The 23,176-nt window shown below is 50.0% G+C and carries 20 protein-coding genes; 11 read left to right on the top strand and 9 right to left on the bottom strand.

All coding sequences use genetic code 11. From position 1 onward, the window contains the following. Positions 1-8 precede the first annotated feature (8 nt). The 10 genes from F7D08_RS05995 to F7D08_RS05950 all read left to right on the top strand — a co-directional run bounded on the left by F7D08_RS05995 (position 9) and on the right by F7D08_RS05950 (position 12,082). On the top strand, positions 9-1,022 hold the full coding sequence (locus F7D08_RS05995) for a nitroreductase family protein (RefSeq protein ID WP_152209762.1): 1,014 nt from the start codon (positions 9-11) through the stop codon (positions 1,020-1,022). Positions 1,023-1,347: 325 nt separating this feature from the next. Then, entirely contained in the window at positions 1,348-1,596 is a 249-nt protein-coding gene (locus F7D08_RS09825; RefSeq protein ID WP_226803400.1) for an ATP-binding protein, read from the top strand. A gap of 1,142 nt (positions 1,597-2,738) precedes the next feature. Further along, positions 2,739-3,899 (top strand): substrate-binding domain-containing protein, encoded by a 1,161-nt coding sequence (locus F7D08_RS05985; protein ID WP_193316213.1) that lies wholly within the window; start codon positions 2,739-2,741, stop codon positions 3,897-3,899. Positions 3,900-3,921: 22 nt separating this feature from the next. Then, positions 3,922-5,415, top strand: a complete 1,494-nt coding sequence (locus F7D08_RS05980; protein ID WP_152209760.1) for a sugar ABC transporter ATP-binding protein — start codon at positions 3,922-3,924, stop codon at positions 5,413-5,415. Then, positions 5,412-6,428: an ABC transporter permease gene (locus F7D08_RS05975; protein WP_152209759.1), complete on the top strand. Its 1,017-nt coding sequence runs from the start codon at positions 5,412-5,414 to the stop codon at positions 6,426-6,428. Before F7D08_RS05980 ends, F7D08_RS05975 begins: the two co-directional genes overlap by 4 nt. Continuing rightward, positions 6,425-7,573 carry an ABC transporter permease gene (locus tag F7D08_RS05970; protein ID WP_152209758.1) on the top strand — a complete coding sequence of 383 codons (1,149 nt, stop codon included), beginning with the start codon at positions 6,425-6,427 and terminating at the stop codon, positions 7,571-7,573. Before F7D08_RS05975 ends, F7D08_RS05970 begins: the two co-directional genes overlap by 4 nt. Before the next feature lie 2 nt (positions 7,574-7,575). Continuing rightward, positions 7,576-8,412 carry a DeoR/GlpR family DNA-binding transcription regulator gene (locus F7D08_RS05965; protein WP_152209757.1) on the top strand — a complete coding sequence of 279 codons (837 nt, stop codon included), beginning with the start codon at positions 7,576-7,578 and terminating at the stop codon, positions 8,410-8,412. Next, the gene (locus tag F7D08_RS05960; RefSeq protein WP_152209756.1) at positions 8,409-9,224 is read left to right on the top strand and encodes a BtpA/SgcQ family protein; all 816 of its coding nucleotides are present in this window, start codon (positions 8,409-8,411) and stop codon (positions 9,222-9,224) included. The genes F7D08_RS05965 and F7D08_RS05960 overlap by 4 nt, the downstream gene beginning before the upstream one ends. 264 nt (positions 9,225-9,488) lie before the next feature. Next, on the top strand, positions 9,489-10,577 hold the full coding sequence (locus F7D08_RS05955) for an aminopeptidase (RefSeq protein WP_152209755.1): 1,089 nt from the start codon (positions 9,489-9,491) through the stop codon (positions 10,575-10,577). Continuing rightward, positions 10,574-12,082, top strand: coding sequence for an FGGY-family carbohydrate kinase (locus tag F7D08_RS05950; RefSeq protein WP_152209754.1), 1,509 nt, complete (start codon positions 10,574-10,576; stop codon positions 12,080-12,082). The genes F7D08_RS05955 and F7D08_RS05950 overlap by 4 nt, the downstream gene beginning before the upstream one ends. Positions 12,083-12,222: 140 nt before the next feature. On the opposite strand, the gene F7D08_RS05945 is transcribed toward F7D08_RS05950, so the two are convergent. The 9 genes from F7D08_RS05945 to cps2T form a co-directional block, all read right to left on the bottom strand. Then, a complete protein-coding gene (locus tag F7D08_RS05945; RefSeq protein WP_193316212.1) occupies positions 12,223-13,326 on the bottom strand; it encodes an acyltransferase family protein in 1,104 nt (367 codons plus the stop codon). Positions 13,327-13,413: 87 nt separating this feature from the next. After that, entirely contained in the window at positions 13,414-14,859 is a 1,446-nt protein-coding gene (locus F7D08_RS05940) for a flippase (RefSeq protein WP_152209752.1), read from the bottom strand. Continuing rightward, the gene (locus F7D08_RS05935; protein ID WP_152209751.1) at positions 14,856-16,151 is read right to left on the bottom strand and encodes an O-antigen polymerase; all 1,296 of its coding nucleotides are present in this window, start codon (positions 16,149-16,151) and stop codon (positions 14,856-14,858) included. Before F7D08_RS05935 ends, F7D08_RS05940 begins: the two co-directional genes overlap by 4 nt. Positions 16,152-16,159: 8 nt before the next feature. Further along, the gene (locus tag F7D08_RS05930; RefSeq protein ID WP_152209750.1) at positions 16,160-17,314 is read right to left on the bottom strand and encodes a glycosyltransferase; all 1,155 of its coding nucleotides are present in this window, start codon (positions 17,312-17,314) and stop codon (positions 16,160-16,162) included. Continuing rightward, a complete protein-coding gene (locus tag F7D08_RS05925) occupies positions 17,307-18,452 on the bottom strand; it encodes a glycosyltransferase WbsX family protein (protein ID WP_152209749.1) in 1,146 nt (381 codons plus the stop codon). The genes F7D08_RS05930 and F7D08_RS05925 overlap by 8 nt, the downstream gene beginning before the upstream one ends. Next, complete coding sequence (locus F7D08_RS05920; RefSeq protein WP_152209748.1) at positions 18,449-19,105, bottom strand: acyltransferase; 657 nt, start codon at positions 19,103-19,105, stop codon at positions 18,449-18,451. The genes F7D08_RS05925 and F7D08_RS05920 overlap by 4 nt, the downstream gene beginning before the upstream one ends. Before the next feature lie 2 nt (positions 19,106-19,107). Beyond that, positions 19,108-20,301 carry a glycosyltransferase family 4 protein gene (locus F7D08_RS05915; protein ID WP_152209747.1) on the bottom strand — a complete coding sequence of 398 codons (1,194 nt, stop codon included), beginning with the start codon at positions 20,299-20,301 and terminating at the stop codon, positions 19,108-19,110. 25 nt (positions 20,302-20,326) lie between these two features. Then, positions 20,327-21,565 carry a nucleotide sugar dehydrogenase gene (locus F7D08_RS05910; RefSeq protein WP_152209847.1) on the bottom strand — a complete coding sequence of 413 codons (1,239 nt, stop codon included), beginning with the start codon at positions 21,563-21,565 and terminating at the stop codon, positions 20,327-20,329. 68 nt (positions 21,566-21,633) lie between these two features. Next, positions 21,634-22,809, bottom strand: a complete 1,176-nt coding sequence (gene cps2T, locus F7D08_RS05905; RefSeq protein WP_226803399.1) for a beta 1-4 rhamnosyltransferase Cps2T — start codon at positions 22,807-22,809, stop codon at positions 21,634-21,636. 213 nt (positions 22,810-23,022) lie between these two features. On the opposite strand from cps2T, the gene F7D08_RS05900 reads away from it, so the two are divergent. Next, a partial coding sequence (locus tag F7D08_RS05900) for an NAD-dependent epimerase/dehydratase family protein (RefSeq protein ID WP_152209746.1) occupies positions 23,023-23,176 on the top strand: 154 nt, incomplete at its 3' end.

Here is a 23,176-nt window from a genome sequence, read left to right as displayed (position 1 = left end):
AACAACCCATGAAGCAAATCATCAAGAAATTCATCCCGGTAATCGTTTTTGAATGGCGAGCCAACATACGCGACTGGCGAGGACTGATGTCCGATACAGCTACACAACGAAGCCGCTTTGCGAAATATCATTCTCGCCCCAATTCCACTGGACGTGGACAGATTGAAACACAAATCATGTTCCACACCCATCAGATTGAAAAAGGATTAAGCCATGAGAACTTCCGCCCCGGTTTCGGCAAAGGAGTACTCAAAGCCATGGCCACGCTTCTGACCCGACTGCAACAGACAGGTGACGACGCGGCCAATACATTCGTCTATCAGCAGGCAATATCCGCGTTGCATGAATACGTAAAACGACATCACGATATCGATTATGACCTTACTTATATGCGGAACATGTTCCCCGACGATTTGTGGAACGCTATCTGCAATACGGATGTGAAGCTTGCTGGTGTTTTGACTCTTGGCCGCACCGATAAAGTCAACAACCGCCATGTTGATTTCAAGACATTGGCTGAGTGCCGATACGCCATCCGCGAGTATACGGACCAGCCAGTCACTAAGGAAGAGCTGGACGAGGCTGTGGACATCTCGATGAAGACGCCGTCCGTGTGCAACCGCCAGGCCACACGCATCTATGAAATACTCAATCCTCAAACAATCCAAACTTTACTAGATATTCAGGGGGGATACCGTGGATATCCTACGCCTCCTGCTCTCGTACTTGTTACTTCCGACATTCGTGCGTTCATGAATCATATGGAGCGCAACGAACCCTTCGTGGACGGTGGTCTATTCTCCATGTCACTGCTCTATGCACTCGAGTACGTAGGCCTCGCTGCATGTCCACTCAATGCCATGTTTAGTCGTAAGCAGGATGAACAGACTCGCAAGATTCTCAACATTCCAGACTACGAGCTGCCAGTCATGTATATCGCGATTGGACACTATCCAGAACATGCACGTGTATGCCAGTCCCAACGCTACCCCGCTCAGTACATCACCACCACCATCGATTGATGATTTGTGTATTTTGAGCAGGAAAACAATCCAGCGAGTGCCGTCACGGTTCCACCAAACCTGGATATGTCCGAGGTAACGTTACGCCGATTAACTCGCTGGATGTGCCATAGTGCATGTGCGCAGATGAGCGTCCACAAGCTTCTGCCACCCAGTGGACCAATCACGTTACGATTACAGACAAAAATCAGGATGAGAGAAACAGAAGCGTTACTATCGCAGCTTGCATGCTACAAGTACAGAAGTTCTCCTTGGATGTAACTCATTAACCATGCCGTGATTACCTTAATCGTGGCATGGTTATTCGGCGATGCAGGGGGTCGGAATGTTCATCGCACATGAGCATGAGTTGCAGACGTTGGAACGGCTGTATGCCAGCGGATCCTTTAGAATGGTGGTATTGTATGGCCGTCGGCGTGTGGGCAAGACAGCTTTGAGCGGCGAATTCGTCAAAGGCAAAGACACGCTGTATTCCATTGCGATACAACAAAGCGCAAAGCTGAATCCGAAGACTTCTCCTCGCATAGCGCTCAGCTTCTTTGGCATGCCCCGATTCGATGCCCACGTTCAGTAGCACATCATATTATCTGGCTCGCATCAATGAATCGGAAGGCTTCGAAGCCGACGTGTCGAGGTTCATATTCGACGATCCTGGTTCTCTTCGCAAAGAACTAATGATGATGCGTCAGGAGCGAGTCTGCGGCATACTACTCCGTGCTGCAATCCATAGCCAACGGCATGCTCCCCTTCATCGCGACGCAGCTCGACAAATGGTGGGGCAACAATCCAATAGCACGAGAACGGGCCGATATCGATGCAATCGCCGCGAATCCGCAGGACAGACGGTTGCTTGCGAATCATATGGAGGAGCTCCTTCAATGAAACGGAGGCCTTGGAACGATGGCGGCACTCATCCACGGGTATTCCCCAGACAACACGAAGTTCATGCTCTTCACCAAGAATCCCGTGAACGCAGCCACCCGAAAACCGCTACCTAACAGACGACTCCACCGAATTCATCACCTCGGAAAATATATACACGTATTGAGCGCATTAAGTGCATCGAGCGTATCCGCCAACACCGCGGCATCATATCTTGCATGAAAATTTCCAAGATTTTTCTAAATGTGCGCCGCGCTTAAAAAATGTTCGTTTCAATCATCGCCAGCCATATGTGTATTTCGGTTCGGTAACATCGATATGACTAATGTGAGTCACCAAGATCGTCCGTGGAGCCGTTTGAATCATAGATTTGTGCCAATGTTCAACTATCCAAGCCAGCTGTTCGGACATCAGCCACAAAGCGTTCAAACGAACAATTGTTATATTTTGGGCGGTTATAAGAAGCCTCCAACCTTTTGAATCACGTCTTTCAACAACTGCAACTAGAGAACGCTAACAATCCTTGTTAACAGCCGGTTTCAGGATATTTTCAGCGCACAAAATCATGCCCGCGAGAGCCTGAAAGCGTCTTTGACAGGTAAAGCCGTGTAACGATACGCTTAAATCAACAAGTTCAAACAAACAGAAAAAACGATTGAATAAACAAAATTCAATCGGCGGACTTTCCCTTTCGGCTCGGGTCGCCCTATCAACGATCCGGATAGCTCCACACCAATTCAGCTCCTATTGGCGTTATCCATAACGACATTATCAATAACAACTAATCTCACCAATGCATATGGCTTAAACGACGGTATGCCCCTGCAAAGCAACATGGGTCATACCGAGGGCGAAGCCATACCTGTTTCACTGTGCTGCATCGTAACAGCAAGCAAACAAGCACCAATAACAACGAAAAGCAAAGAAAAGAGTGCGATCATGAAGAAGCGGCTCGCAGCTACACTCACGGCAATCATCGCTATGACATTCGCCCTGACTGGATGTTCCGCAGTATCTAATTCCAACGCTCAACAATCCGGTAGTGAAAATGTTACGCAAACCTATAAAGGAGCCGGCAAACAAGCATCCGAGTTGAAATTCGCCACCATTGTGAAGTCCATGGGATTCAACTGGTTCAAACGCATGGAGACCGGAGTCAAACAATTCGCTTCCGATACCGGTATAGATGCGTTCGAGCAAGGCCCTTCTCAGGCTGATCCCGCACAAGAGAACCAAGTGGCGCAGGATGCACTTGCCCAAGGCGTCCATGCGCTGATCATTGACCCGATCGATGTGGCGCAAACCGAATCGGTGATCAAGCAAGCCAAGCAACAGGGCGTGGTAGTGGTCACGCTGGAAAGTCCGGCAGATAAAAATGCCGTGTACGATGTCGAAGCATTCGACAATAAGGCTTATGGCCGCCACATCATGGACGAGCTAGCCAAAAGTATGGATGAAACTGGCCAATATGGCATCTTCGTAGGTGCGCTCAACAGCCAAAGCCAAATGGAATGGACTAAGGAAGCGGTCTCGTACCAGAAAGAAAAGTATCCCAACATGGAATGGGTGGGTGACTATAACGTCACCAATTCCAGCCAGCAGACCTCCTATGCGCAGATGAATCAGTTGATGAAAAAGTATCCAGATCTCAAGGGAGCTCTTGGCGCTGACGCTTTCGATGTAGTCGGCATTGGCCAAGCGGTACAGGAGGCCGGCAAGAGCGGCCAGATCGCAGTAATGGGCACCAGTATCGTCTCGTATTCAGGCGATCTGCTCAAGAGCGGAGCCATTACCAAAATCTTCACCTGGGACCCCGCCGACCACGGATACGTGGGCAACAAGGTGGCGCAAATGGTGCTCGAGGGGAAGGACATCACTGATGGCACCGACCTCGGCGTCAGCGGATACGACAACGTCACGTTGAAGGGTAACACCATCTACGGCAACGGTTGGATTGATATCACCGCCGACAACATGGACAAATACAACTTCTAGCCCAATCTCAAAGGAGGTCGTCATGGCGGAACCATTGGTCAGTCTGTGTAACATACGCAAGGAATTCGCCGGAGTCGTGGCCCTTGACGATGTGAGCGTGACTATCAACAAAGGCCAGGTATGCTGTTTGGCCGGCGAGAACGGATCAGGCAAATCTACACTCATTAAAGTGCTGTCCGGCATGTACCGACCCGAACATGGCACCATCGAGGTGGACGGTCACGTATATGAGTCGTTTACCCCGGCCGATGCCATACGCTCAGGCTTCCAGTTCATCTACCAAGATTTCTCCTTGCTGCCCAATCTTTCGGTGGCGGAGAACATAGCGTTCGGTGAATTGGTTGCGAGTGGCGGCTTCCTTTATTCAGTGCAGCGGGCGCGCACGATTGCGCAACGGGCATTGTCACGCATCAATTTCCACGTGGATGTCGATGCTCCTGCAGGGGAACTGACCCTGGCGGAGCGACAGCTGGTGGCCATTGCTGCTGCATTGGCCAAAGACGCACGTCTTATTGTCATGGATGAGGCGACTACCGCTCTGTCTCGCAAGGAAGTAGAGCAACTGCTTGCCATCATCGAGGATCTTCGTTCGCAAGGCGTGTCCACACTGTTCGTGAGCCACAAGCTCGACGAGGTGGTCAGCATATCCGACCATACCATCGTGCTGCGCAACGGTACGAAAGTCGCGGATCGTCCTGCGGAAGGCATGAATCGTGCCGAACTTATCAACGCCATGACCGGTAAGGACGTGGCCATGAACCATGTATCCGAGCCTATTTCCGCCGATGCGCCAATCGCGCTGGAAGTGAGTCATGTCTCACGACCTCACTGCTTCAGTGATGTGTCATTCCAGCTACATGAAGGAGAAATCCTCGGCGTGACAGGCCTGCTCGGCTCGGGAAGAGACACTCTGGCATTGGCGTTGTTTGGATTGCTGCCCATCACGGAAGGGACAATATCCATATATGGCGAACGAGTGAGCATCCGCAATCCGCGTGATGCAATGAAGCACGGTATAGGCTATGTACCTGCCGACCGTTTGACCGAAGGACTGTTCCTCGATCATTCCATCGCATCCAACGTGGCCATTCGCACTATCAAGCAGATACGCAATGCCATAGGCTTGGTAACCCGCGGCGCCATCGTACGAACTGGCCAGGATTGGGTCGATCGGCTGCATATCAAGACTCCGAACGTCGCCAATCCTGTCAGCGGACTCTCTGGAGGCAATCAGCAGCGAGTGGTTCTGGCAAAGTGGCTTTCCGGCAAACCTCGAATACTCATTCTCAATGGTCCGACCGTAGGTGTGGACATCAAGTCCAAATCCGAGATTCTTGACCAGTTGCGTGAGTTCGCGGCGGATGGCATGGCTGTCATCGTAATTTCGGACGATATTCCCGAACTGCTCGACGTGAGCAATCGCATCATGCTAATGCGCTCCGGCAGCATCGCCGCCATTCGCGAGCGCAAAGATATCACGGAAAGCAACCTCAACGAATTGCTGGTGGAGCAATGAGAACCATACAACAACGATTCAAGCGAACCGCCCGCACCCAAGAGGCGATTCTCCTGCTGGTCATCGCAATCGTCGTGACACTGCTAACGGCGGCGAATCCCTCGTTCATGACCATTTCGAACATCTTCGACATCCTTCGTATCATGACGGTAAGCGGCATGATGGCATTGAGCTGTCTGCTCATCATGATTTCCGGCGGAGTCGATGTGTCCTTCCCCGCAGTGGCTGATGCAGCGGCCTTCGCCGGAGCCACGATACTGCTGCAGGCCCATTTCAATGGCAGCGGACTTGTCCTGTTCCTTACGGCGATTCCTCTGGGCATGCTTATGGGTGCCATCAACGGCTTCTTCGTAGGATGGTTCCGCATCCCGACAATGATCGTTACGCTCGGCACGCAAAGCCTATTTTATGGAGCAAGCCTGTACTTTCTGGGAGGCGTATCGATCTTCGAGCTTCCCCAAGGAACGAAGGACCTTGCTCAGAAGGCGCTGATTACCGTCGATTCCGGCAGCGGCACGTCCTCACTGGGGCCACTGTTCCTAGTGTTGGTGATCATGGCGATAGGAGTTTCACTCCTGCTGCATCGCACTTCCTTCGGGCGTTCGATATATGCGTTGGGCGGCAATGAAATGGTAGTGGAACGGTCCGGAATCAACATCCGACTGCGTTATCTTTGCCTGTATTCATTAGCTGGAGCCATTTCAGCCATTGCAGGCGCAGCCAACGCCACGATTTATCGCAACGCTAATCCTGTAGGCCTGCAAGGCCAGGAGATGGGAATCATCGCCGCAGTGGTGTTGGGTGGCGCTCTAATCACCGGAGGCAAAGGATCCGTGACCGGCACGTTACTGGGTGTGCTGCTTATCGCCATCATTCAGAACAGCCTGGTACTGGTCGGAATCCCCTCCACTTGGCAGAACGTCGTCATTGGTATCGTGCTGGCTGCCGGCATCGCGATTCCTGCAGTACGGCATCTAATCGATGCAAGAAACAAAACGGAGGTGCTGATATGAGCAAGACTAATGACTCTCAAGCCCCACGTACCCGGAAGCCCGGTAATCGCAACGGCCTTGCTGATTTCAAATCAGACATCCATGCCTTGTTCGATGACCGTTCAATGAATCTGCTGGTCACGGTATTCGTCATCGTCGCGGCAGTACTGTTCATCGCCCTTCCCGATTTCCGTACAGCCGCGAATTTCAATTCCATGGCGTTGCAGATTTCCGATCTGGGCATCATGGCACTGGCAATGACCGTATCCATGATTGCCGCAGGCATTGATCTGTCTGTGGTAGCAGTCGCCAACCTGTCCGGTATCATAGGCATACAGGTTATGACGTCAATGGGAGGAGTCGATTCCTCACCGACGGCTGCGCTGTTTGGCGTGCTGGTAATGCTGGCAACCGGCACCTTGCTGGGATTGATTAACGGCATGCTTGTCGGTCTGCTGCGGATCCCTCCGATTCTGGCCACTTTGGCGACGATGACATTATGGGGCGGCGTCGGCACAGCGGCTACCAACGGAGTGTCCATCTCCGGAGCGTCACGTTCATTGACCGATCTGGGCAACATCGCCATCTTCTCCATTCCCGTGCCCACACTGGTGTTCATATTGGCCGTGATTCTGGTATGGCTGTTCCTAGCTCACACCTCGACTGGGGTGAAGACATACCTGTACGGCTCGAACGCCAAAGCCTCATTGTTTTCCGGAGTCAATAACGCGACCCTGATGATCAAGGTCTATACGTTCTGCGGCCTGCTTTCCTCACTGGCCGGCGTAGTGATTCTGATGAGGACCCTATCCGCCAGTCCCACTTACGGTTCCAGTTATGTATTGCTTGCCATTCTGGTCGCAGTGCTGGGCGGTGTATCCGTAACCGGCGGATCAGGCAGAGTCACTGGTGTAGTGGTTTCGCTAATCACGTTGCAGATGCTCTCCACCGGATTCAACATGCTGCTGGTCGGACATGGCAACAGTAATTTCTTCAAAAGCTTCGCATGGGGCCTGTTCCTGCTGCTCATAGTCTGGCTCGGCTATATGCAGGACCATGGTTTCGGTTTCAAACCGCACCGTGGCACCTCTACTAATACCGCCGGAATCGCAGCAAAGAAACCGACGGCTCCTGCGACTCCCACATCTCATGCGAAAGCCGGCTGATCATGAAAGGAGCGGAACGTAAATCAATTATTCTGGAGACTTTGGAATCAAAGGGATCCATGACCGTGGCGGATATGGCCAGAAAACTCGACGTATCGGTAATGACGGTACGCAGGGATCTGCTCGAACTGGAGCGCAATTCGCTGGTCCGCAGGGTTCATGGCGGCGCAGTCCTAGGCCGCGGCCGAGGCTACGAACCACCATATGCCATACGCTCCGGAGAGGCTTCCGAGGAGAAGCGTCGCATCGGAGCACTCGCTGCCAGCCAGATCGCTGAGGGAGACAGCGTTGCCATCGACATCGGATCCACCAGTCTGGAAGTAGCCAAAGCCCTTCATGGGCGTCACAATCTCACCATCGTGACGCCAAGCATCCGAGTGGCCAGAGAGTTGGAGGATGAGCCGGATATCCGACTGATTCTTACAGGCGGCATCATTCGCCGTGGTGAGCTTTCATTAATCGGTGACCTTGCCGAACAAGCTTTCTCCATGTTGCGTGTGGATCGCCTCGTTTTGGGTACCGGAGCGGTTGACGTGAAGTTCGGTTTATCCGAATACAACTGGGACGATGCCCGAGTGAAGCGGGCCATGATCAACTCGGCGAAGGAAATCATTCTGGTAGCCGACTCCCGCAAGTTCCATCAAGTGGCATTCGCCCGAATCGTCGGATTGGAGAAGATCACCACTGTGGTCACCGACCAGCCCCTTTCAGACGAATTCGCCGACGTGTTCAAAGCGAACTGCACCAACGTGCTCGTCGCCGGAGACACTTTCGAAATTTCCGAGACCGTACGGCCTCGGGGCAACAACAAATCACAATCGATATCGGAGGAATCATGAATTGGCTTGATGAAGTTTTCAAGGTAAAGAAGCCTGTAATCGCAATGTGTCATTTAAAGCCGCTGCCCGGTGATCCGAACTATGACTCGGCAGCTGGAGTAGAGGCCATCATCGAAGCGGCGCGCAAGGATCTCAAGGCCTTGCAGAACGGTGGTGTGGACGGCGTCATGTTCTCGAACGAGGCGAGCCTGCCCTACCTGTTGAAGACCGAGCCGATCACAGCCATCACCATGGCCAACATCATCGGCGAACTGAAAAGCGAAGTCACGGTGCCGTTCGGCGTAAATGTGTTGTGGGATCCGACGGCATCCATCGACCTGGCCGTGGCCACCGGCGCCAAGTTCGTCCGAGAGATTTTCTCCGGCGTATATGCCAGCGACTTCGGCCTGTGGAACACCAACAGCGGTGAAGTGGCGCGTCACCAGCGCCACGTGGATGGCAAGAACGTGAAGCTCCTTTACAACATTGTTCCGGAATCCGCCCAATATCTTGCTGATCGCAGCATTGAATCCATCGCCAAATCCACGGTGTTCAATGCTCAGCCGGACGGATTGTGCGTTTCCGGTTTGACCGCCGGCGCTCCTGCCGATACGGATATCATCACCCGCGTCAAAGGCGTGGTTCCGGATACGCCAGTATTCGCCAATACCGGTGTGAAAGCGGAAACCGCCAAAGTACAGCTGACCGCTGCTGATGGTGCAATCTGCGCCACCTACTTCAAGCGTGATGGCTACATCTGGAATGAAGTGGATGAAAGCCGCGTTGCCAAGCTGATGGGACAAGTCCAGGAGCTGCGCGCAGAACTTGGCTGAATCTGCCAGATTGCAATCGTAAATTCAGTTGATCCCTGTTCATCTTGCGCCTGCTGGTGTGAGTTTGATTGGATTGCCAACATTAAACCGACAATCCCGTACGGAATTCCCGTAACCACGACGGTTCGGGAATTCTCGTCGTTAAACGTACTCGTTGAGCACGTATGAAGTTTGTGGTGCAGCAACAATAAAGGAGAGCGCCTGCCGTCGGCCGAATCGGCCAGCGATTGAACCACGCTGTAACGAAACGCAGGCCAGAATAAGATGACTAATTTTAATTGGAATAATGACCCGCGATGGGCGCAGGTCGGGGAACTTATAGTTCACAATGCGGTCGATCTTCAGCCAGGCGAGAAGGTGATGATTGCCATGAGCGAGACTGCAAGCTATCCGTTATTGGAGGCAGTTTATCGAGCATGTGTGCGAGCTGGCGGCTATCCTCAAGTGCAGTTTCTTTCGGAGCATCTGCAGCAGGTTCTGTTGGAAGACGGTGACGCCCAGCAGATTGGATGGGTGCCTCGCATCGAGGAATACGGTATGGAATGGGCGGATGCATATATTGCATTGCGCGGCGCGTTCCCGTTGTCCATTCACAACAATGTGCCATCTGATCGCATGTCTCTGGCGCAAAAAGCGCATGGCATTATCTCCACCAAACGGTGGAAAGAAACCAAATGGTCTCTGATTCGCGTGCCGAATCAGGATTTGGCTGATGAGGCAGGCGTAAGCCTCGAACAGGTTGCCGACATGTTCTTTGACGCCTGTCTCATTGACTGGCCTGCCTCGAAGAAGCAGTGGGACAGTTGGGCTGAGCAGCTTGACGGCAGCCATGAAGTCCGTATAGAGGGGAGATACACGAATCTGACATTCTCTGTCCAAGATCGCCGATGGCTGGCTTGGGCCGACGGCCGTAATATGCCGGACGGTGAAATCGCCACGGCCCCAGTCACCGACACTGTGAACGGCACTATTTGGTTCGAAAATCCGGGAGTATTCGGTGGCCGACTATTCCATGATCTGACCTTGACATGGGATCACGGCACACTCATTGAAGCGACGTCGTCCACTAATCAGGATTTCCTGCACATGGTGTTGGATACGGATTCCGGTGCAAAGAGCATTGGCGAATTCGGTATCGGCGTGAATCCTGCCATTGACATGTTCTGCAACGACATTCTGCTCGACGAGAAGATTCTAGGCACTGTGCATATTGCATTGGGACGCGCATACCCGGAATGCGGTGGTACCAACGAGTCCGCTATTCACTGGGACATCATCAAAGACATCCGGAAGGAAGGGCGCTTGGTGGTGGACGGTAAAACCGTGGTCGAAGGCGGAAAGGTACTGCTATGAACGGCGAACTATATCTCGGCATCGATATCGGCACTTCCTCCTCTAAAGGGGTGCTGATGGATCGTTGCGGGAAGGTAGTGCGATCAGCGCAAATATCTCACGTTACGGCCAACCCACGTCCTGGATGGTATGAACATGATGCGGAAGAGATTTGGTACGGAGAATGCGTGAGGTTGTGCCGAGAATTATGCACGGTAGGCGACATCGGCGACCGTGTTGCAGCGATGGCGGTCAGCGGCATAGGACCGTGCGTAGTTCCGGTTGGGTCTGATGGTCGCGCATTACGTTCTGCGATTCTTTATGGCATCGATTCTCGTGCCGGAAAACAGATTAATGAACTGACCGATTGGTGTGCCCGACAAGGTATACCGGCAGCTTTCGATTCTCAATCGGTGCTGCCGAAGATACTATGGCTGTGCGAAAATGAGCCTGAAGTGTGGGAACAAACCCGTTGGATCGCAGGATGCGGCGGGTATATCACCTTCCGCTTATGTGGGAAGATGGTGGTGGACCGCTATGAGGCGGGCTGCTATGCGCCGGCAAGGTGGTTAGGGTCAGCCGAAGCGTGGGACACTACGTTGTTAAACGAGCTAGGGTCTGATGTCGTATCTCGACTAGCAGGGGTAGATGTAGTGCCTAGCACGACGGTAGTCGGTTATCTCACGCATGATGCCGCTGCAGATACGGGATTGTCGGAAGGAATGCCCGTAGTAGCGCCGACTATCGATGCAGCAGCCGAGGCCACCAGCGCCGGAGTGACGCATCCGGGTGACGTGATGGTGATGTATGGGTCCACTGGATTCTTCATTGCATTGTCATCTGATGCATCCAGTGGCAGATCAGAGAAACCAGACCGTGCCGCCGAACATCAATGGCGTTCTGAATTCTTGGAGCCGGGTCAATTCTCATTGGCTGGTGGCACCAACACATTGGGCACATATGTTACCTGGCTGATGGATATGTTGCGTATTGAATCGTTCGAAAAACTGGCGGAGCTGGCGGAATCCAGTGTGCCTGGTGCCAATGGTGTGCTGGCATTGCCGTATTTGGCCGGCGAACGCACTCCGCTGTTTGATCCAGAGCTCACTGCAGGATTCCTCGGGTGCCGTTCCACTACTTCCCGCGCAGACATACTGCGTGCTGGTTTGGAGGGATTGGCATACGGTGTACGCAATGCACTGGAGTCTATGGAAATTGGTGATGACGCCACGCTGTATGCAGTGGGTGGTGGCACTAGAAACCATGTGCTGCTGCAGACCGTGTCGGATGTGACCGGATTGGAACAGCACGTACCCAAACAGACCATTGGCGCTTCTTTAGGCAACGCAATGCGCGCTGCCGTAGGAGTAGGACGGTTCGGCGACCTTTCACAGATCAGCGCACAGCTGGAGTATGCAGATACGATTCGTCCGCGCTCGCAATATGAAGTGATCCATAATACGAGGTTTGGCTTATACCGTGATTTAACGCGAGCAACTCAGGAGATCTCGCACCGGTTGCGGTGATTATTATGTAGCGTTCGAAAGTTTAAGCACGATAATCTGGACTTGAGATGAAAGTATGCCCTCATGATTTACTCAGATTCAGAGCAAAATTGAGGTAACGTTGAACATTTTGAGTGATGGGTTATTATCGTTTCAAGTTTTTACTGGTTGCCGTGATTGTGCTCTTTCATGGGTGGTTTCCATAGTTGGTTGAACCATTTTCCGGGGTTGCGGTCGATGCTGATGGTGAATATTCCTCTTCTTATGTAGTCGATGGCGATGCAGGTGGCGGTTGTCAGGGCTGCTATGCCGAGTGCGTATGCCGTGAGCCATGGATCGTGGTAGATGTCTTTCATGTTGAATGTCTGTTTCCAGAGAAGCGTGGAGATGGGTGGGTAGACGGTGATGAGGTATATGGCCAGGGTGGATTTGGCGATGCTGTTGATGATTTTGCTGGTGAAATGGTGTTGTTTGGCGATCGCGAACGATCCGAATCCTATGAGCATGACGGGTAGCATCCATTCGTTCTGTCCGAGCATGGTCTGCTGGTGCGTGCCGCGGTCGAGGGCGAGGGTGATGGGGGTCAATACGAGGACCGATGCGATGGATGTCGCGTATCCGAGGGCCACGAGGACGGTGGCCGTGCGGCGAGCGATCAACTCGGGCCGGTACCAGCGCCAGTATGAGACGAGGGTGTATAGGTAGATGAAGATGAGTACGTTTTCCTTGGTCATGTCGAACGAGACGAAGCTGGTGAGTCCGCCGCCGATGCTCCATAGGAGGATGCAGGCCAGGCAGCAGTTGCGGTGGGTCTGCTGTCCGAGTGATTTGAGGCCGATGGTCAGGAATGGGCAGAGGATGAGGAAGACCATATAACTGGTCGTATACCACCAGAGGTCGGTTGATGTGGGTAGCACGGCGCTGATGAGGGTTTTGGGGGTCAGCAGGCTCCTGTCGGTGATGAGGATGACTGTCGTGAGGGCGAGGCTGTAGAACAGGATCTCTCGTTCGAGGATCCATGCTCGTCTGAGTGCGGCCTTGAGGTCCGTGGTGGATTCGCAGAGGAACCATGCGGATATCAGGAAGAACAGTACGACCCCGACCTTGCCGCTGGGGTAGAGTATGCCTTCGAGGATGATTTTGTTGAATGACAATGGTTGTGCCCATACGTCGAACGCGTTCGCTCCCACGAAGTGACGTAGCACGATCAGATATGCCGCGATGATGCGGAGGAGCTCGATGCTTGAGTTTCGTGTCTTGTGCATACGTGTCGTGGCCGTTTTCCCGTTCGTCGGGTTTGAATGTCTGGGCATGGGGTTTTCCGTTTCGTGGGGTGTCGTGCAGGGGGGTGATTACCGTGTTTGAATGCGGTGGATCATCGTGGTGATCGTTTTTTCTTTGAGGAGCAGGAGCAGTGTGATGTAGAGGATGGTGAAGCCGGTTCCTGTAGTGATGATCTGCAGGAGGGGTTGTGCCGGCCACCATGCCTGGCGGATCAGGAGGATGACGGCCGTGGCGGTGATGGCTGAGGTGGGTGCGGGCAGGATTCGTATGTCTTTGCGGATGGTTGTGATGAAGTCGCGTGCGTACCAGCAGCGGATCAGCAGCGCGGTGAGTTCGCACAGGCTGCAGCTGATGGCGGCTCCCGTGGCTCCGAGGGGTGGGATGAGGATGAGGCAGTAGATGATGGAGGAGACGAGTCCGGCGAAGTTGACGATGGCGTATTGCCTCTCGTGCCCGGACGAGATGAGGTATTGGGACAGGACGGTGTTCAGGGATACGAACAGGAGCGCGGGCAGGATGCACAGGAGGGGCAGGACGGCGCTCCTGTATTGGCTGCCGCCGAGGATGCCGATGATCGCGTCCGGGCAGAGCGCGGCGCAGGCGATGCCGGCGGAGGCGAACAGGAGCACGAAGTCGATGTTCTTGACGAGCAGGTCGTGGTATTTCTCCTGGGAGTTCCTGGCGTAGTAGGAGAGCCTGGGGAGCATGACGTTGACCACGGAGTTGATGGCCATGACGAGCATGGTCTTGATCTTGGCGACGAGCTGGTAGATGCCGACGACGTGGTTGGTGGCGAGGAAGCCGAGGAGGACCATGTCGGCCTGCGCGTACATGCCGGAGGAGACGCTGGAGACGAGGAACGAGGCCATGGGTTTGAAATGGCGCCTGATGTTCAGTTCTTTGAACGGCATGAGCGTAATGAACGCGCGCAGGCGGAGCATGTTGAGGATGTTGGCCCCGTAGCCGGTGAACACGACGATCATGCCGTAGACGTGGTAGTCGGATGCCTGGTGGACGAACGCGAACATGAGGATGAGGCCGATGAGTTTGACCGCGATGCTGCGGATGGTGATGTACCCGTATTGTTCGATGGCCTGGTAGAACCATTCCACGCCGAAGGACGCGAGCCACAGGGCGGTCCCGAAGATGAGGAAGAGGGGTTTGTCGCCGGCCAGGCGTGGCACGAATTGCAGTGCGAGCAGGTATGCGGCGAAGGTCAGGGTGGTGGAGGCGGCGAGGATGATGAGGAGTTCCTCGACGGTGCGGGAGAGTTCCTTCGGGTCGTCTCTTACCTGGGCGCAGGCGCGTACCCCGTATGTGGAGATGCCCAGCAGCGCGGCCAGGGAGAAGTAGGAGATGATGCTCTGCGCGAAGGCCACCGCGCCCATGCCCGATGGGTCGAGGACGCGGGACACGTAGGGCACCGTGATCAAGGGGAAGATGAACGACGACGACATGAGAATCATGTTCATCACCGCATTAAACTTCAAAGAACGAACACGTGTATACTTCATAGAATATTAATAGATTTATTCTTATTCTTATAGAAAACCAAAAAAATAATATAAACGAAAGCAAGTGCGTAAGACGTATCCGCGAATTGAAGTCGAACAAACGACATAATAATACCTTGCATAAATAAGGAATATAGGACTGTTTCTTTAGCGCACACAGTATTATTGTAAATATTTACTTTTTTATGCAGTGAAGCACTGCAGATTCCTAAAATCATTAGGATAAATATAATTCCAAAATAAAATCCATCTAGGTATGGAAACCAGAAAACAGTCACATACGCATTTGCTGTAGTATGATCGTTTGTAATATCAATCCATATTTTATCGGTATCATTAATATTAAGAAAAACATTTTGATACCAGTATGATGGATAGTTGATAGAAAAAATATTTTTAATTAAATATATAAGAGGAAAAATAATTCCATTAATGGAGGCAAGTCCGAAACCTGGGGAATTATTGTTATCGACAACCGTCATCCAATAATCAAGCATACGTGGTTCCATTGCAAAGTAATAATAAATATTTTGAATGAAAGATTGATCACCTAAACGAGAAATCGAAGCAATAATCAATAAAAAAACAGCGACAACAATTAACAGTTTGCTATTGACAGTATTTTTAATTTCTCTAATTTTATCTTGAATCTTCTGCTTGTTAAGAAGAAACCCGATAAAAATAAAATGGAAAATAGAATATAAAATAATACTTCGAGACCCATCCGATAAAACTTTTAATGAGGACAGCAAGATGAGAAATATAAGAAAAACTTTCTTGCGTACACCATTATTCCAATATTCATAAGAAAAAATTATAGGGAAAAAAATTATAAAAGGATTAACAAAATATAATTTAATGGCATTATCAAGATTAGATCTAGACGAATACAAGATGCTAGACGTGTCCTGAGCCATTGAACGTATTTCGCTTAAATCGCCGCCACTCGAAATTAAAGAAAACGTATTTGTGCAGTCTTTAACCAAAGAGTAAATAGATACTATAAAGAAAAAATAGACAATAATATAATTGATACTGGTTGGAATTGAATATGCTTTAGGTATGAATATTTTTTGGTAAATAAAATATCCAAAAACAAAGCCGATAACACCTGTTTCAATGGCGATATATGATTTATCGGATGCGGCTATTAGATTATAGTATTTACAGTAAGATAAAAATATTATGATAGTCCACAATCCAACAAAAATAACTAAAGGGTTAACAATATTCTTTTTGTGGAAAAAAATTGATAGAATAACTATATTTATAAGAATACAAAGAATTGGCATATTTGCTCTTAAAGAATTTCATTCATTAATTGATATATAATTTTTGCAGCTTTATGTGAACAAAAATTTTCTCTGGCTTCGGTAAAAGCTGTTTGCGCAATAGATTGAAGTAGTAATCTGTTGCTATCTATAAAAGAGATAATTTGAGAGAGGGCAACACTATCGCCTAACGGATATAGAAAACCATTACGCCCATCATCGATTAGCTCACTTGTTCCAGCTGCATCGGCTCCGATCATAAGCATCATGCTAAGCATTCCCTCAACGGTAACGCGGCCAAAAGCCTCATTGCTTGAGCATACAAGACCTATATCCATTTGCGACCTATAGGTATTTAAATCTGTAATAAAACCATCGAAATAAATATTTGGAATATTATTATCTGATACATATTTTTGGATATCTTCGAAATATTTCCCTTTCTTTAATCCGGCAATATGTAACTCAATATTTCTTTTCTTAAGAATAGAAAAAGCTTTGATGGCTTCTAGCTGCCCTTTTCCCTTCTGTATAGACCCGATAATAGCAACACGTAGGGGCTGGTCTACGTTAAAGACTTCTTTGGGGCATATAAAGGAATCGGAAATGTCGTTATATATAACTTTCTGGATAATTTCAGGGCGAACAAGCTTGGAATATTTAGTCTTGATGCTATCTGAGATATATATCAATGCGTTAGAAGAGTTTAAACAGTGGTATATATATTTATCTCCGTAAATACATTTTAAGCCGTGATCCTCTTTGCCGAATTCGCGAATATGATAAATATGTGGTATTTTAGTAATATTGTGAATAAATACTCCTGCATCTATTACAGAAGTATTAGAATATAAAATATTAATTTTTTCTTTTTTAATTATATATACAACTTTTGGTATGTAAAAAAAGAATAATATAGTTTTAATAATAATCTTTACAATTTCGATAAATTGAGTGCTTCTTTTTTCTCGTTCGTGAAAAGCAAAAGTTGAATAGGTGACATGATAGCAATTAATACCTTTATTTTGTAGATACTCGATAGCGCTTTCTCCTCTATCGGGATATAACACTATTGGTTTAATAGAGTATTGGAGGCTATCTATAACATCTATCAAAGACCTAATTGCGCCATTGTTTAAACTCGATGTATGAAGAAAAAATAATACATTAGCTTTTTTAGGCATTTTCTATTTCCTCTTTAAGGGCATTCAAATACCCATGCTCGAATTTCAAATCAGGCTCCATATATGATCCTTCGCCCCATTCGTTCCATGAGTCCAAGAATATTACTTTATGTTGAATTGGTTTATTTTTTACAACTTCAAGAGCATTCTTGACAACTGATTTAAATACCTCTGGATTACTATTGGCATAAATTAAAGAATTTCTTCCAGAACGAGGAGTCCTGTCCCTTCTAGGCATTAAGGTCGGAAAAACATAATCTAATTTATCTTCTGATGTGTAGTAATTTTCCATTACCTTGCGATAGTCATGCTTATTTAATGAAGAGCCTATTAGTTTAATCTGAATTTGACGCCATACTTTTTTCCAATATCCAGTTGCTAATATTTCGGCTCTTCTGAAAGAAAAAGAATTAACGGCATTAAACCCAATATTAATATAATGTTGATATCTTTCAAGTCCTTGATTTAAAAAATCTTTGGACATTATTATTGATGCTTTTCCACATGAATCCGCTCTTGCGACAAAAAATATATCATTTAATCCTTCTGCTTTTGCAAGAGATCTCCAGGTTTTAAACAATATATCAATATCAGGAATATCATCTGGGGCAAATATATAGAATAAGAGCTTATTGTCAACCTTAATATATCTATCATCTTTGAACATCGGTAGAAGTTCATAAAAGAATTTCGCGTAATCTTCCTTTCCCAAATATTTTTGTTTTAGGAAAGTAATATCTGTCTGGAACCTTTTCCCCTTTTCCCAGGTTTTATTTGACCAGTCATGATTCGCCCATCCAATGCAAAAAGGAAAATCCGGACTATGCGTTCTCATCAATTCTTTTATAGGCATGTCCAGTACTCTGGTATTGTCGTCAAACCGATAATACCAGTAACAAAAGCCTTCTATTCCTGCTTCCTGTGCCATCTTTGCTTGCTCAACTCTTACCTCTGGAACACGCAAATCATAAAAACCTAAATCGGCAGGAATTTGTGGTTGATAATGCCCTCTGTATAACGGTTTTGCTTTAGCGACATTTGTCCATTCAGTAAAACCTTTTCCCCAATATTTATCATTTATCGGGATTGGGTGAAATTGTGGTAAATAAAAAGCTATAACACGAGCCTTGTTGTTCATTTTGTCTCCATGTCGCTTATTGTTTTGTTTCTTTTATCAAGAACTAGACTATTATTTGGAATGTCTTTGGTGACAAGCGTTCCTGCCCCTATGACCACATGGCTGCCGATAGTTACACCGTCTAAAATGATGACATTGCTGCCAATCCAACAATCATCACCTATGGTGATTCCCTTTTGTTTTACCCCTTGGCTTTTTATACTTTTTGATGAATCATTAAAAACATGGTTTTCAGCAAATAGACTACATTTAGGACCAATCATGACATTATTCCCGATGTTGATTGGTCCGGAACATCCTATGTATCCATGAGGTCCAATAGATGAATTGTTTCCTATTACCAAGCCATGACCTAAATCACCGCCATAATAACTTGATGGACGAATCATCACTCCTCGTCCTATCGTCACGTTGTCGCCGAAGATTAATCCTTCTTTACACAGTCCATGGATTTCCGAATAATCTTCAAATTTCACGTTACGTCCGCATCGGATATGCCGCGCATGAGATATGGTTACATGACGGCCAATCAGCAACAATCCATGTGCTTCACTTAAGAAGAGACGTTTCCAAATGCCGCGAATAAATTTAAAACCTGTCCGCAATAAAATAATAATTTTATCGGATTTTGTAATTTCAGAATTAAATTCCATAATTACTTATTTCCCATCGATTGTTGATAGATACTGACAAGCTGTCTGTAGTTGTCTTCAGGTCTGTATTTTCTTGCATAATCGAGGCGCGCGTTTTTGCCCATAGAAATACAGAGCTCAGGATTGTCCCATAACTCGCGAATAGCCTTCCGCCATCCTGCGATATCACCTAATTGAACTTTTAATCCGTTTCTTCCATTTTCAACGGCTTCAGCTGAAAAACCTAAATCAGTTGCTATCAAAGGTAGGCCAAGGCTCTCCGATTCAATCTCGACCATGGAACAACCCTCATACCAAATTGAGGGAAATACGACGAATTCGCCAGCCTTAGCAATGGACATGCACTTTTCATGGGCGGTATAGCCTAGAAAATACACATTCGGTTTTTTCTCAGCCCAAGTCCGGAACTCACCCTCTAATGGACCGCCACCCATTACGACCAAAGGAATATCATCAATCTCGTTCCAGATACGTTGCAATACGCGTATGCCCTTTTCAGCGCCAATACGTCCATAGAACACTACGTATCGATCCGGTAAACCGGCAGGTTTTACAGGTGATAGATTCGCTTGTGCATCAGGTACGAAATTATATTTCTTAGAAATTTTCGACTGTTCGAATCCAATGCCTTCTAATAGTTTGATCTGATTGTCATTAAGACAGATATACCGATCAATCTGAGTATAAAAACTTTTACGCACACGATGATATTTAAAAATCCCGGCTATCAACAGACTCTGCAGTCGTGACCCTTTAAAGCAGCCATACTTGGCCATGCGCAAGTAATGACCATCGCCGCATTGATTGCATATATGACCATTGCGTAATGATGTCGCCACCGGGCAAACAAAACGAGTGTCATGTAACGTTGCAACTACCGGGACACCTGCTCGTTTTGCTGCATACAGAATGGAGGGGGAGAGCAACGGGAAAAATGTATGAACATGAACTATGTCCGGATGCTTCGAGCGAATAAGCGATGCTACTGCTTTATAGTTCTTAACGGACCATAGCATGCCGAAAGTCGCGGTCAGCTTCCCAATAAAACCAGCGTTGTCGAATTCATCGTTCGACACCGTATAACGAATGACTTCATGACCATGTTCCTCAAGCAATTGAGTCTCGCTCTTGAATACCTGGTCATCACCACTTGCAGATCCAGAACGATGAAAATTGTGGATAGCAAGAATTCTCATTGTCCTCGTCCCTATCCCAATGCGTTTAGTCTCGTTTGTAGAGGTCGCGGGTGTAGACCTTGTCTTTCACGTCGTCGAGGCACGCGTTGTAGCGGTTCGCGAGGATCGCGTCGCTGCGCCTCTTGAACTCCTGAAGGTCGTTGACCACCAGGGAGCCGAAGAACGTGCTGCCGTCCTCCAGGGTCGGCTCGTACACGATCACGGTCGCGCCCTTCGCCTTGACGCGCTTCATCACGCCCTGGATCGCCGACTGGCGGAAATTATCCGAATTCGACTTCATGGTCAGCCGGTACACGCCCACCGTCACCGGCCTCTCCGAGGCGGCCTCGTACTCGTTGTTGCCCGTATACCCGTAGGCGCCCGTCCGCTTCAGCACCTGGTCCGCGATGAAGTCCTTGCGCGTCGCGTTCGACTCCACGATCGCCCGGATCAGGTCCTCCGGCACGTCCGCGTAGTTCGCCAGCAGCTGCTTCGTGTCCTTCGGCAGGCAGTAGCCGCCATACCCGAACGACGGGTTGTTGTAATGCGAGCCGATGCGCGGGTCCAGGCACACGCCGTCGATGATCTCCCTCGTGTCAAGGCCCTTCGACTCCGCATACGTGTCCAGCTCGTTGAAATAGGAGACGCGCAACGCCAGATACGTGTTCGCGAACAATTTCACGGCCTCGGCCTCCGTGAACCCCATGAACAGGGTCCTGATGTCCTTCTCCAAAGCACCCTCCTGCAGGAGCGCCGCGAACGTGTGCGCCGCCTCCACCAGACGCGGGTCCTCCGGATCGGTGCCCACCACGATGCGGCTCGGATACAGGTTGTCGTACAACGCCTTCGACTCACGCAGGAACTCCGGGCTGAAGATGATGTTCCTGGAACCCGTCCTCTCTCGGATCGCCTTCGTGTAGCCCACCGGGATCGTGGACTTGATCACCATGACCGCGTCCGGGTTCACCCGCATCACCAGGTCGATGACCGCCTCCACCGCGCTCGTGTCGAAGAAGTTCCGCTCGCTGTCGTAATTCGTCGGCGTCGCGATGATCACCAGGTCCGCGTCCGCGTACGCCCGCTCCCCGTCCAGGGTCGCCGTCAGATCCAGATCCTTCTCGGCGAAGTACCGCTCGATGTACTCGTCCTGGATCGGCGACTCCCTCCGGTTGATCAGATCCACCTTCTGCGGCACCACATCCACCGCCGTCACATGATGATGCTGCGACAACAGGGTCGCCAGACTCAACCCCACATAACCCGTACCCGCAACAGCAACACGCAAATCAGCAAAACCACGCATACAAACCCCCTAAAACAAAACCAATTGATGAATGACTTGATGAGTACGAATCAGCTCTTATGTGTGAAGAGTTTCTTGTATTGGTTGGCGATGTGTTCCCAGGAGTACGCGTCGTGGATGCGCTGCCTGGCCTTCACGCCCAACGCTCGGATCTCGTCCGGATCCATGGCGTCCGCCCGATTAATGAGCGCGGCCAGGTCGCCCGGCCGTTTGCTCCAATACAAGGCGCCGTCCTCGGCGACCTCCCGGTTGAAGCCCACGTCCAACAGCAGGTTCAAATCGGTGGACGCCAACGCCTCCAACAGGCTCGGGTTCGTGCCACCCACCTCATGGCCATGGAAATACGCGTACGCGTTCTCCCGGATCTTCATCAACAGCTCGCGGTCGTAGACCGTGCCCACGAACTTGACGCGCGGATCCCTATCGAAGCCGGTGCGCTGCTTCAGCTCCTCGAGGAACTTGTCGGACACGTTCGTGACCAGCGCGAAATCACGCTCCGACCCGCTCGCCATGAACTCGCGGATCATCGTCTCGTAGTTGTTCTCCGGCACGAACCGGCCGACCACCAGGTAATACGACTTCGGGGAAAGCCCGTGCCCCCGATACCAGTCGAGCAGCTTCGGATCGCCGTCAGGCAACGCGCTCGGACGCGCGTCAGCCCCATACGAGATGAACGTGGTATTCGGCGAATACGCCGCATACTCCCCGCGGATGTACCGCTCCATGTTCACCGAATCGCACACCATCAGATCGCTGTGCCTGGTCATCAGCCGCTCGGACCACTTCCAGTACGCGCGCACCGGACGGCTCCACTTCGCGCGCATCCACTCATGGCCATCCGGGTTCACGTATAGTTTGCCGCCCAACTTGTGGATTACGCGTTCGAAATGAGCTGCGAACGGCCCGATCCTGCACGCCAGCACATACACGATCGGATGCGGGATCCGGTTCCTCCTTATATAGGAGACACAATCGTTGAGCGCGGCCACGTCATACCAAATCGCCTGCGCCGGACCGATGCTCGGCACATTCACGTCGAAGCAGTCCGCGTTATGATAGACGAAACGCTTCGAATCCCTGGCCTTGCACGCCACGTGGTACTTCAACGACGCATCGTCCTGGTGACGCTCCGTCAGACGGTCCACGAACGTCTCATAGCCGCCGTACGAGCCCGGAATCCCCTTCGACCCCACAATGAACACATGCTGCACAGGCCCCGAACTCACGCCAGACCCCCACAAAAAACACCAAACAGGAACACAGGAAATCTGACATAACCGCCCTTATCGGCTATTGGTGGACGGCAAAGCTCGATTACTTGAGGAATTGAAGGAGGGGGGTACGCCGACTAAGTGTGTATAACGTATGCGTGAAGAACGTATATACAGTGTTTGAATCTATTGGACCTTTGGATGTGCGCCGCAGTAGGATAAGGAACTATGTCTGAAGAATTTACTCCTCATAACATTATTGTGACTGGTGGTTGTGGTTTCATCGGTTCGAATTTCGTTCATTACGTGTATAACAATCATCCGGACGTGCATGTGACGGTCCTGGATGCGTTGACGTATGCGGGCAATCTGGAGAACATCA

This window comes from Bifidobacterium cebidarum (genome assembly GCF_009193305.1).
GTDB classification, from domain to species: Bacteria; Actinomycetota; Actinomycetes; order Actinomycetales; family Bifidobacteriaceae; genus Bifidobacterium; species Bifidobacterium cebidarum.
The sequence above is the reverse complement of the archived record's forward strand: the minus strand, read 5'-3'. Positions and strand labels throughout refer to the sequence as shown.

Excerpts from the sequence above, each read along its gene's own strand:
- F7D08_RS05935 (WP_152209751.1), bottom strand. The coding sequence starts at position 16,151 with ATGCCAATTCTTTGTATTCTTATAAATATAGTTATTCTATCAATTTTT.
- F7D08_RS05915 (WP_152209747.1), bottom strand. The coding sequence starts at position 20,301 with ATGAGAATTCTTGCTATCCACAATTTTCATCGTTCTGGATCTGCAAGT.
- F7D08_RS05945 (WP_193316212.1), bottom strand. The coding sequence starts at position 13,326 with ATGCACAAGACACGAAACTCAAGCATCGAGCTCCTCCGCATCATCGCG.
- F7D08_RS05950 (WP_152209754.1), top strand. The coding sequence starts at position 10,574 with ATGAACGGCGAACTATATCTCGGCATCGATATCGGCACTTCCTCCTCT.
- F7D08_RS05995 (WP_152209762.1), top strand. The coding sequence starts at position 9 with ATGAAGCAAATCATCAAGAAATTCATCCCGGTAATCGTTTTTGAATGG.
- F7D08_RS05985 (WP_193316213.1), top strand. The coding sequence starts at position 2,739 with ATGGGTCATACCGAGGGCGAAGCCATACCTGTTTCACTGTGCTGCATC.
- F7D08_RS05975 (WP_152209759.1), top strand. The coding sequence starts at position 5,412 with ATGAGAACCATACAACAACGATTCAAGCGAACCGCCCGCACCCAAGAG.
- F7D08_RS05960 (WP_152209756.1), top strand. The coding sequence starts at position 8,409 with ATGAATTGGCTTGATGAAGTTTTCAAGGTAAAGAAGCCTGTAATCGCA.
- F7D08_RS09825 (WP_226803400.1), top strand. The coding sequence starts at position 1,348 with ATGTTCATCGCACATGAGCATGAGTTGCAGACGTTGGAACGGCTGTAT.
- F7D08_RS05930 (WP_152209750.1), bottom strand. The coding sequence starts at position 17,314 with ATGCCTAAAAAAGCTAATGTATTATTTTTTCTTCATACATCGAGTTTA.
- F7D08_RS05940 (WP_152209752.1), bottom strand. The coding sequence starts at position 14,859 with ATGAAGTATACACGTGTTCGTTCTTTGAAGTTTAATGCGGTGATGAAC.
- F7D08_RS05965 (WP_152209757.1), top strand. The coding sequence starts at position 7,576 with ATGAAAGGAGCGGAACGTAAATCAATTATTCTGGAGACTTTGGAATCA.
- F7D08_RS05955 (WP_152209755.1), top strand. The coding sequence starts at position 9,489 with ATGACTAATTTTAATTGGAATAATGACCCGCGATGGGCGCAGGTCGGG.
- F7D08_RS05920 (WP_152209748.1), bottom strand. The coding sequence starts at position 19,105 with ATGGAATTTAATTCTGAAATTACAAAATCCGATAAAATTATTATTTTA.
- F7D08_RS05925 (WP_152209749.1), bottom strand. The coding sequence starts at position 18,452 with ATGAACAACAAGGCTCGTGTTATAGCTTTTTATTTACCACAATTTCAC.
- F7D08_RS05980 (WP_152209760.1), top strand. The coding sequence starts at position 3,922 with ATGGCGGAACCATTGGTCAGTCTGTGTAACATACGCAAGGAATTCGCC.
- F7D08_RS05970 (WP_152209758.1), top strand. The coding sequence starts at position 6,425 with ATGAGCAAGACTAATGACTCTCAAGCCCCACGTACCCGGAAGCCCGGT.